Here is a 2,966-nt window from a genome sequence, read left to right on the forward strand (position 1 = left end):
GGGTAGAGGAGAACGGACGGGAGCCCGGGATCGGCCAGAGCGATGGGCGCCTGCCAGCAGAAGTAGGAAGGGATCAGGAGCAGCCCTTGCCCGTCGAGGTGGACGTCGCGGTGGTCCGGATACGGATCGATCTCCAGGACCGGTGGCCGCCAGTGAATCGTGGGACCCAGTCCGGCCAGTAGGCCTTCGGTCCCCGCGTGGAACAGGGTGTGGGCGTGCCGGACGCGTTCGGCGTGCAGACGTTCCTGGATGCACTCCTCGTGCGGGGCGATCGCGGCACGGTGGTAGGCGCGCAGGGCGCTCACGAGTTGTTCGCGCAGGTCCGGCTCGATGAGTCGGCGTGTCCAGGCCGGCGCTCCGACGGCCCGGTGGAGCGTGTCGACCTCACGCGCGACCCGCTCGCACGGGGTCGCCAGGACTGCCTCCAGCCCCGCGTCCAGTCCTTGGGTGCCTTCCGGTGGCGTCAGGAAGTCGGGGAAGTAGCTGGCGCGGGGGAAGAGGGGCAACAGGAAGGTCTTCACGGTCCGTTCGAGCCCGGCCAGGCGCAACGAGTTGCGTGCGGTGCGGAACCAGGGTGCGTAGGCCCAGCGGCCTTCGCGTGTCTGAAGCCGGTGCAGACTGACCGCGATTTCCCAGAGCACGTGCGGTTCGGTCGCCACTCTGACCCTGGTGAGGTCCTCGGACGTGAAGTGAAAGCGGAGCATCCGTTTCCCCGTGGGGTATTGGTGCCGACCTGCGATGTGTCACTGGACTCACATGAGCATGACAGCAGTATGGGCGGCCGGGAAGCATGAATACCCGCCAGCCGTGGGTCAGTTGGCGCAGTCCACCAGAGAGGTACGCAATGATCCCGTACGAGCAGGAGCACGACCGGAAGCCCAGCCGTACCCCCCGTCGGGGCCGCCGGGGTCTCGTCGCCGCGGCGCTCACCCTCGCCACGGCCGCCCTGGGCCTGATCGCACCGAGTTCCGCGAGTGCCACGGCGCAGGCGTGGGAGTGCAACAGCGGCAACGTGTGCGTCTACAGCGGCAACAACGGCACGGGAAGCCGCTGTTCATGGAGCAACGCCGACCCGGACTGGTACAGCGGTGACGTCCAGTGTTCATGGGCCGACAACCAGGTAGTCAGGTCGATCTACAACCGCGGCACGTCCTCCTCGTACAACTGGGTCGTCCTTTACACCGGCGCCAACTACACCGGTGACCACTACTGCTGGGCGCAGAACGGTGGCTTCGGCTCGGAGTTCAACACCAAGATCCGCTCCCACCGCTGGCGCGCTTCCTGTTCCTGACCGGATGACAGGTCGGCGGGCCCCAGAGCGCCGCCGTTGTCACCTTCCAGCGGACGCTGCTGTGGCGCCGGGGAGTTGGTAGTGGTCGTAGGAGGCCACGACTGCCCCGGCTGCCCCGGCGGGCGTCGACTTCCGGACTCGCTCGCGCCGGTCGTCGCCAGGCACTGGCAGCGCCGGAGCCGCCTTACCAGCAGGCGAAACTCCGGACGGCCTTTCAGTTATTGCGGTGCGATGGCTTTGAGCCAGTCCTCGACGGCGACGACATCTGCCCACTGCGGGAACAGCTTTTCGGTGAGCATCCGGTGTACCTCTGGATCGGTGTCGAGGCAGGCATCCGCCAGGACGGTGAGGCCGAAGTCCAGGTCGATGGCGTGCCACAGGGTGGACAGCACCACAGCGCTGGTGGCGATGCCGGTGAGAACAAGGCTGTCGATATCGCGAGTTCTGAGCACCAAGTCGAGGTCGCTGCCCGAGAACGCGCTCCCCGCCTCTTGGTAACCACCACGTCGCCCTGCTGGGGCGCAACGGTGTCATGAATCTCGGTGCCAGGGGCGCCCTCGGTGAACAGACCGGCCCGCACGATGTTTGTCATCACCCTGTTGCGGGGGCTGACATCCGGGTTGCCCGGCCGTAACCCCATCACCACGTAGATCACGGGGATGCCGACAGCCCGGGCGCCATCGATCGCACTGCGCAGGCGCGGCAGATACCCGGAACCATCGTCGGCGATAGCCACGACGTCCCGCTGGACGTCCATCACCAGAAGCGCGCTGTTCGCCATGCTTGCGTCCCTTCTCCGTTGGTCACCAAGAGGAAGTCTGGTGGATCAAGCGAGCCGAGGTGGAGGTTTGGGAGATCCTCAGCGGCATCGCGCCACAGCACGCACTGGTGTCGGTTCGCAGCGACATCTTCTTACTCTGTGATCACCAAGGGCTGTCCCAAACTTGGTGATAAGCGGTGTCGCCCGTCAAATACGAAGCCACCGGCAGTTTCCTGGCCAGTAGGGCTACGGTTAATTCCACGCCGCAGTGCCTCCGCTGAGGTGCGGCGATGCGGGGCATCAAGACCGTACGGCGGAGGGCCCGCTGTCGGTGAGCAGCGGGCCCTTTGAGGATCGCAGGAGCCCGCGGGGAACGGCCATCAACTGCGTGCCTGTGTAACGCCTGCAGGCCGTGGGGAGTTACGCCCAGTAGCGCATGCCACCCCCGGGCTGGATGGGACGGGGCCGGTGCCGTCCCGGAAGAACGGCAGCTGCGGGAAGACTGGATTGCGCCGCCGTCAGCCCTCAACTCCCCGGCTCCGACAGCGTCGGCCGGTGCCCCGGGGCAGTGGGCACATCGGAGTGGAGGCGGGCGCACGAGGTGAGGATGACGGCGAGGCACTGCGGCCCCACGGTCGCGCGGTCGAACTCGACGAACGGCCACAGCATCGGCCCGTCGCCGTCGACCGGGCCGCGTCGGTAGTACAGGAGGGCATCGGGGGTGACGGCCCCACCCTTGCTGACCGGGTGGTGGACCTCGGCCATCGAGTCCAGCGGCCGGCACACGTCGTCGCCGCGACGCGCGTCGGGTCGCCAGCGCACACAATTCCGCGCGTGACCGAGCTATGCCTGTGCCTGCGCCCCACGGTGGTGGCCGCACCCGCTGCCACTCGCTGAGCGGTGTCTGCACACCGC

General features: G+C 67.4%; 3 protein-coding genes and 1 pseudogene. 1 reads left to right on the top strand and 3 read right to left on the bottom strand.

The window, feature by feature from the left end:
* The coding region (locus EHS43_RS41555; RefSeq protein ID WP_125195681.1) for an ArsR family transcriptional regulator at window positions 1–704 on the bottom strand (704 nt) is incomplete at its 3' end.
* A 140-nt stretch (window positions 705–844) separates the two neighbouring features.
* On the opposite strand from EHS43_RS41555, the gene EHS43_RS41560 reads away from it, so the two are divergent.
* Window positions 845–1,291 carry a peptidase inhibitor family I36 protein gene (locus EHS43_RS41560; protein WP_125195682.1) on the top strand — a complete coding sequence of 149 codons (447 nt, stop codon included), beginning with the start codon at window positions 845–847 and terminating at the stop codon, window positions 1,289–1,291.
* A 218-nt stretch (window positions 1,292–1,509) separates the two neighbouring features.
* Here the strand turns inward: EHS43_RS41560 and EHS43_RS41565 are convergent.
* Window positions 1,510–2,072 (bottom strand): annotated as a pseudogene (locus EHS43_RS41565) (cysteine hydrolase family protein).
* A 504-nt stretch (window positions 2,073–2,576) separates the two neighbouring features.
* Complete coding sequence (locus tag EHS43_RS41570) at window positions 2,577–2,873, bottom strand: hypothetical protein (RefSeq protein WP_125195683.1); 297 nt, start codon at window positions 2,871–2,873, stop codon at window positions 2,577–2,579.
* Window positions 2,874–2,966: the final 93 nt, after the last annotated feature.

Source organism: Streptomyces sp. RP5T, assembly GCF_003933965.1.
In the GTDB taxonomy this organism is placed as follows: Bacteria; Actinomycetota; Actinomycetes; order Streptomycetales; family Streptomycetaceae; genus Streptomyces.

What these genes read in the sequence shown, in the direction of transcription:
- EHS43_RS41560 (WP_125195682.1), top strand. Translation starts at nt 845, where the DNA reads ATGATCCCGTACGAGCAGGAGCACGACCGGAAGCCCAGCCGTACCCCC.